7 protein-coding genes and 1 pseudogene are annotated in these 6,388 nt (G+C 70.0%); 1 reads left to right on the top strand and 7 read right to left on the bottom strand.

Annotated elements, in window-relative coordinates; genetic code table 11:
• The 7 genes and pseudogenes from pstC to ispH form a co-directional block, all read right to left on the bottom strand.
• A pseudogene (gene pstC / locus HLH25_RS15240) lies at window positions 1-363 on the bottom strand (phosphate ABC transporter permease PstC); the annotation flags it as partial.
• Between the two features lie 132 nt (window positions 364-495).
• Entirely contained in the window at window positions 496-1,449 is a 954-nt protein-coding gene (locus HLH25_RS15235) for a nucleoside hydrolase (protein WP_310889004.1), read from the bottom strand.
• Window positions 1,450-1,462: 13 nt separating this feature from the next.
• Complete coding sequence (locus HLH25_RS15230) at window positions 1,463-2,233, bottom strand: ABC transporter permease (RefSeq protein ID WP_182974879.1); 771 nt, start codon at window positions 2,231-2,233, stop codon at window positions 1,463-1,465.
• A complete protein-coding gene (locus tag HLH25_RS15225; protein ID WP_182974878.1) occupies window positions 2,230-2,961 on the bottom strand; it encodes an ABC transporter ATP-binding protein in 732 nt (243 codons plus the stop codon). Before HLH25_RS15225 ends, HLH25_RS15230 begins: the two co-directional genes overlap by 4 nt.
• Window positions 2,958-3,485, bottom strand: a complete 528-nt coding sequence (rnhA, locus tag HLH25_RS15220) for a ribonuclease HI (protein ID WP_246402541.1) — start codon at window positions 3,483-3,485, stop codon at window positions 2,958-2,960. The genes HLH25_RS15225 and rnhA overlap by 4 nt, the downstream gene beginning before the upstream one ends.
• Window positions 3,475-4,440 (bottom strand): homoserine kinase, encoded by a 966-nt coding sequence (locus HLH25_RS15215; protein WP_182974877.1) that lies wholly within the window; start codon window positions 4,438-4,440, stop codon window positions 3,475-3,477. Before HLH25_RS15215 ends, rnhA begins: the two co-directional genes overlap by 11 nt.
• Window positions 4,441-4,455: 15 nt before the next feature.
• The gene (gene ispH / locus HLH25_RS15210) at window positions 4,456-5,469 is read right to left on the bottom strand and encodes a 4-hydroxy-3-methylbut-2-enyl diphosphate reductase (protein ID WP_182974876.1); all 1,014 of its coding nucleotides are present in this window, start codon (window positions 5,467-5,469) and stop codon (window positions 4,456-4,458) included.
• A gap of 243 nt (window positions 5,470-5,712) precedes the next feature.
• Here ispH and HLH25_RS15205 point away from each other — a divergent pair, with 243 nt between their 5' ends.
• Window positions 5,713-6,309 carry a hypothetical protein gene (locus HLH25_RS15205; RefSeq protein ID WP_246402539.1) on the top strand — a complete coding sequence of 199 codons (597 nt, stop codon included), beginning with the start codon at window positions 5,713-5,715 and terminating at the stop codon, window positions 6,307-6,309.
• Window positions 6,310-6,388: the final 79 nt, after the last annotated feature.

Raw genomic sequence — 6,388 nt, 5'->3', positions numbered from 1 at the left:
CATCCCGATCGGCCCCGCCACCATCGCGGGCGCCATCTCCACCAGCCAGAACGCAATCCCGAACGCCAGCGGCACCGCGAACACCAGCGCCAGCAGCGTCGTCATCACCGAACCGAACACAGGCGCCGCCGCACCGAAATGCTGCGTCACCGGGTTCCACACCGCGCTCCACACAAAGCCAGGCCCAAACGCCGACCACGCCGACAGCCCGCCCCACGCCAGAACCGCTATCAGACCACCCATGATCGCCAGGATCAGCCACCCGGAAAGCCGCACCAGCCCCGCGAACACAGGGTCCCCCACACCGCCCGCGCGGGGCTGGACGGGGGAAGACGACGAAGACGGGGGCGGTGTTTGGTCCATGCGGACTCCGGACAGCAGGGCGCCCCACTGGGAAGCGACGTCAGGATCGGCCGCGCCCGACCGGCGCGAACGCGCGACCATTACTGGAGCGCACCCCGGTCGGGCAACCTTCCATCGGCACGCGGCGCTGCTTTATGGCGATCCGATGCCAAAGCGCGACAGGCGCTCGATCACCAGATCGAAATATCCCTCGGCATCCACCCGGTTGAGCACCAGCGCATTCGGGTGCCGCCCGGTCACGCTCCGCCAGTCGATGACCGTCATGCCCCGCGTCAGCGTGCCCTGGCACTCGATCCCGACATGGGCCAGCCGGCCGCTGAACAGGTCCGGCCGCAGCAGCGCCGCAATCACCGTCGGATCATGCAGCGGGCCGCCATCCGTCCCTCCCTGGCGCGCATCGAAACGCTTGTTGAACGTCAGCAGGTGATAGAACGCCTCGGCCAGCGGCGTGCCGATCGCGCGCAGCCGCGCCATCCGCGCCGCCGTCGTCAGCGCCCGATGCGTGCAATCCAGAGGGATCATCGTGATCGGCACGCCCGAATCGAACACCCGCGCCGCCGCCTCCGGGTCGACATGGATGTTGTATTCCGCCGCCGGGGTGATGTTCCCGCCCTCGGTCCGCGCGCCGCCCATCAGCACGATCCCATGCAGGTGCCCGGCCAGGCGCGGCTCGCGCAGCATCGCCAGGGCGATATTGGTCAGCGGCGCCAGGCAGCACAGCGTCACGCTGTCACGCGGCCGGGCCATCACCAGGTCCACGATCCGGTCGGGGGCGAATCCCTCGGCCGGCGTCAGCGACGGCGGCGGCAGGTCGTAGCCGTCGAACCCCGTGGCGCCATGCACATGCTCGGCGGTGCGCAACGCCCCCACCAGCGGCCCCGCCGCACCGGCATAGACCGGCACGTCGCCCCGTCCGGCCAGTTCCAGCGCCATCAGGGCATTGCGCGTGGTCAGCGCCAGCGGCACGTTGCCCCCGACCGTCGTCAGCGCCAGCACCTCCAGTTCGTCGGGCGAGGCCAGCGCCATGAGAAAAGCGACCGCATCGTCCGGCGAGGGGTCGGTGTCGATGATGATGGCGCGCGCCACGATAATCACTCCTTCAGTCGGACCGGTCGTCCGGCACCCAGTACAGCATCCGCGCCAGCGCCCGGTCCACCCCCCACCAGAGCAGCACAGTCATCGACGCCAGCACCAGCAGCGCCGCGAACATCAGGTCGGTCTCGAAGCGGGTATTGGCCGTCTGCATCAGGAAGCCGAGCCCCGACGACGCCCCCACCCACTCCCCCACCACCGCGCCCAGCGGCGCGATCGCGGCGGCCACCCGCAGACCGGTGGCAAAGGCCGGCAGCGCCGCAGGCAGCCGCAGCCGCAGCAGCACGAGGCCCGGCCGCGCATCCATGCTCCGCGCCAGGTCCAGCCACCCCGGCGGCGTGCGGCGCAAACCGTCGAAAAAGGACGAGGTGATGGGAAAGAAGATCACCAGCACCGCCATCACCACCTTGGAAGCAATGCCGAATCCGAACCACAGCACCAGCAGCGGCGCCAGCGCGAAGACCGGCACCGCCTGGCTGAGCAGCACCAGCGGCATCATCCAGCGCCGCACCGGGGCCGAGGCCATCATCAGCAGCGCCAGCGCGCCGCCGCCCGCCGTGCCCAGCAGCAGCCCCAGCACGGTTTCCAGCAGCGTCGTCCCCGCCGCGCCGGCCAGCAATCCGCGCTGCGCCCACAAGGCCCGCGCCACCGATCCCGGCGGCGGCAGCAGATAGGGCGGCACCCCGCCCAGCCGGACGATCCCCCACCACAGCAGGCCCAGCCCGCACAGCGTGCCCACCGGCCGGCCAAGCCGCGCCGCGATTCGCCCGGCGCTCATCGCCCCGCCGCATCCAGCATGCGGCGCAGCAGCACCCCCTGGGCATGCAGCACGGAATCGTCGTCCGCCGGCCGGGGCACCGCGCCCGCCGGCACCGCGATCGCCTCCACACGCACCGGGTCCCCCGCCATCAGCAGGATCGCCTGCCCCAGCCGGCACGCCTCCAGCGGGTCATGGGTAATCAGCACCACGGTGCGGCCATGCAGCGTCTCGGCCGCCAGATCCTGCATCCGCGCCCGCGTCACGCTGTCCAGTGCCGAAAAGGGCTCGTCCATCAGCACGACCGGACGATCCTCGTACAGGGTCCGGGCCAGCGCCACGCGCTGGCGCATGCCGCCCGACAGTTCCCCCGGCAGCGCCGCCAGCCGGTCGGCCAGCCCCATCCGCCGCAGCAGTTCCGCCGCCCGGTCACGATCGGGCCGCCGGCCGCGCAGCCGGTCGCCCAGCGTCACATTGTCGATCACCCGCGCCCAGGGTTGCAGCAGGTCGCGCTGCCCCATCCAGGCCACCCGGCCCGCCAGCGGCGCGCCATCACCGGCCACCACCATGCCCGCCGCCGGCCGGTCCAGCCCCGCGATCACCCGCAGCAGACTGGTCTTGCCCACGCCGCTGGCCCCCAGCAGCACGGAAAACACCCCGCCCGGCAATGTCAGATCCAGTCCGGCGAACAGGTCGCGCCCGCCATGGGCCACCGCCAGCCCGCGCAGGTCCAGCGCCGGAACCGTCACCGGCGACGAACGGGATAGGCCAGCCCCAGCGCGTCACGCGCCGCCGTGGCCAGCCGGTCGACCCGTTCGTTGTTCTCGTCACCCGAATGGCCACGCACCCAGCGCCATTCGACCTGGTGCCGCTTGCTGATCTCCAGCAGCCGCCGCCACAGATCCATGTTCGCCACCGGATCGCCCGAAGCATTGCGCCAGTTCCGCCGCACCCAGCCGGTATGCCAGCGGGTAATGCCGTTGCGCACATATTCGCTGTCGGTATGCAGCACCACCACGCAGGGGCGCTTCAACGCCTCCAGCGCCTCGGCCGCCGCCGTCAGTTCCATGCGGTTGTTGGTGGTCTCGGCCTCGCCCCCCGAAATCTCGCGCTCGGTCCCGCGAAATTTCAGCAGCGCCGCCCAGCCGCCCGGCCCCGGATTGGGCTTGCAGCCCCCATCGGTCCAGATCTCGACCGGCGCGGACGCATTGGGCGCCTCCAGCTCGCATGCGGCATCGGCCCCCACCGGCCGTTCGTCGGTCTCAGACGCCATAGACCGACGCATCCTCCGCCGCACGATGAAAGCGCAGGCGGCGCAGGTAATCGAGCGGGTTCTTGCGCGTCACCATCGCGCCGGCCGGCGTGTTCAGCCAGTCGTACAGCCGCGTCAGCAGAAAGCGCATCGCGGCCCCCGCCGCCAGCACCGGCATCGCCCGCCGTTCGGCGGCCTCGAGCGGCCGCACCGATTCATATCCCGCGACCAGCGCCCGCGCCCGCTCGGGCACGAACACGCCATCGGCCGAGAAACACCAGGCATTCAGGCAGATCGCGATGTCGTAGGCCAGGAAATCGGTGCAGGCGAAATAGAAATCGATCAGCCCCGACACTGCACCATCGAGAAAGAACACATTGTCGGGGAACAGATCGGCATGGATCTGCCCGCGCGGCAGATCGCCCACACAAGGCCACGCCGGCAGGATCGCCCCCAGGGCGGCATCCAGTTCCGCCCCCAGCCCCGCCGAGACCGAATCCGCCTCCGCCCGGCAGGATTCCAGCAGCGGTCCCCACGCATCAGGCCCCAGCCCGTTCGCGCGCTCGGCCCTGTAGTCCCGCCCCGCCACATGCAGCGCCGCCAGCGCGGCGCCCAGCGGCGCGCAATGCTCCACCCGCACGTCGCGCGGCCACACGCCGGGCAGAAAGGTCGTAATCGCCGCCGGCCGGCCCGCCAGGGTGCGCAGCGCCTCGCCGTCGCGCCCCGCCACCGGACGCGGGCAGGACAGGCCATGGTCGGCCAACGCGCCCATCAATCCCAGAAACCAGGGCAGATCGTCGGGGTTCACCCGGCGCTCATACAGGGTCAGGATAAAATCGCCGTCCGTGGTCCGCAGGACGAAATTGCTGTTCTCGACCCCCTCGGCAATGCCCCGATAGGCCGTGAGTTCACCGATCTCGTAAAGGGACAGGAACGCACGCAGCGCCCCGTCCGACACATCCGTATAGACAGCCATGCGAACCCGGCCTGATCAGCCCAGCGGGGCCGGCAGGCGGAAGGTCACGTTCTCTTCCTTGACCGTCCGTTCCTCGATTTCCAGCGAGAAATGCTTGGCCAGCGCCGTGACCATTTCCTGCACCAGCGCCTCGGGCGCCGAAGCCCCGGCGGTGATGCCCAGCGTGTTCACCCCCTCCAGCACCGACCAGTCCAGATTGCTCAGGCGCGGCACCAGCAGGGCACGCGGCGCACCCGACCGTTCCGCCACTTCGCGCAGGCGCTGGGAGTTGGACGAGTTCGGCGAACCGATCACGATCACGAGATCGCAACCCGGCGCAATCGCCTTCACCGCTTCCTGGCGGTTGGTGGTGGCGTAGCAGATATCCTCGCGCTTCGGCCCCTCGATCAGCGGAAAGCGGCGGCGCAGGATCTCGACGATCTCGGCGGTGTCATCGACCGAGAGCGTGGTCTGGGTAATGAAGGCCAGACGCGACGGATCGGCCGGCTGGACGTTCCGCGCCTCTTCCGCGTCGTTGATCAGGGTCACCGCGCCGGCCGGCAACTGGCCCATCGTGCCCACCACTTCGGGGTGGCCGGCATGGCCGATCATCAGGATATGGCGGCTTTCCGGCCCGCCATCGGCGAAATGGCGCTCGGCCTCGCGGTGCACCTTGGAGACCAGCGGGCAGGTCGCATCCAGATACAGCAGGTTGCGCCGCTCGGCCTCGGCCGGCACCGTCTTGGGCACACCATGGGCCGAGAACACGACATGCGCGTCGGCCGGCACCTCGTCCAGTTCCTCGACGAAGATGGCGCCCTGGGCTTCCAGCTCCTCGACCACGGTGCGGTTATGCACGATCTCGTGCCGCACATAGACCGGCGCGCCATAGCGGCGGATCGCTTCCTCGACCACGCGGATCGCGCGGTCCACTCCGGCGCAGAAGCCGCGCGGCCCCGCCAGCAGAACCTTCAGCGACCGCATGGGCGCCTCGGCCGGAGACGTCGCGACGGGGGCGGAATCGGAGGTCTGAATCATCTGGTCGGGCATGGTGTTCCCCAAACGGCCGGCGAGCGGTATAGGATACGGGCCGGGGGCAGCGACCGGCCGGCCGCGCATCCCGGTGCTGGTCCGGCCCTACGCAAACCGGGGCCATGGCGCAAGCCATTTTCCTGTAACCCCGGTGCATTTGGACATAGCCGTCCAGCCGGAGCCACACAAGCAGCCCGTCCACATGGCGGTCCCCGCAACCATGAGCCAGCACGAGACCCCGGAACCCGCATGATCCCCCGCATGACCATCGCCAGCCCAGGCGGCCTTCGCCGCCTTCGCCCCGCCCATCTCAGCGGCCTGGCGATCCTGCCGTTCGCCATGTCGCTGGCGGCATGCTCCATGGACAACCCCGACGGCTTCGCGCCGGCCTGCCCGACCGTCGAGGTCCTCGGCGCCGCCGCCGACCAGATTGCCTTCACCGGCCCGTCGCATGATATCGGCCACCTGGCCTCACGCGCGAGCGTCACGCGCGTCACCGGCCAATGCCACAGGGGCGCGGGAGACCAGAAAAAAACGGCCTCCGTCGTCGCCGAGGTCAGCCTCGGCCTGAACGTCACCCGTGGCCCCGGCACCGGCCGCACGGTGGAGGTCCCGTATTTCATCGCGGTGGTCTATGGCGACGAGATCAAGAACAAGAAGCAGTTCGTCGAGAAGGTGCAGTTCCCGGCCAACGTCACGCAGATGCTCACCCACACCCGCATCGTGCCGATCACGCTACCGGTCTCCAGGCACGTCACGATCGACGGCTACAGGCTCGAGGTCGGCCTCCAGTTGACGAAAGAGCAGCTGGAATACAACCAGACCCACCTGATCGCCCCCACCTTCCACCATATGTGATCCCGCTCCCCTGCCGCCGGCGCGCGGCGATGCAAACGCCCGGCGCGCCCACGGCCCCACCGACAGGTCAAGCGATACA

It is taken from the genome of Gluconacetobacter dulcium, from assembly GCF_014174165.1.
GTDB classification, from domain to species: Bacteria; Pseudomonadota; Alphaproteobacteria; order Acetobacterales; family Acetobacteraceae; genus Gluconacetobacter; species Gluconacetobacter dulcium.
The sequence above is the reverse complement of the archived record's forward strand: the minus strand, read 5'-3'. Positions and strand labels throughout refer to the sequence as shown.

Coding starts and splice junctions, on each gene's coding strand:
- HLH25_RS15230 (WP_182974879.1), bottom strand. CDS start 2,233: ATGAGCGCCGGGCGAATCGCGGCGCGGCTTGGCCGGCCGGTGGGCACG.
- HLH25_RS15205 (WP_246402539.1), top strand. CDS start 5,713: ATGACCATCGCCAGCCCAGGCGGCCTTCGCCGCCTTCGCCCCGCCCAT.
- HLH25_RS15215 (WP_182974877.1), bottom strand. CDS start 4,440: ATGGCTGTCTATACGGATGTGTCGGACGGGGCGCTGCGTGCGTTCCTG.
- ispH (WP_182974876.1), bottom strand. CDS start 5,469: ATGCCCGACCAGATGATTCAGACCTCCGATTCCGCCCCCGTCGCGACG.
- rnhA (WP_246402541.1), bottom strand. CDS start 3,485: ATGGCGTCTGAGACCGACGAACGGCCGGTGGGGGCCGATGCCGCATGC.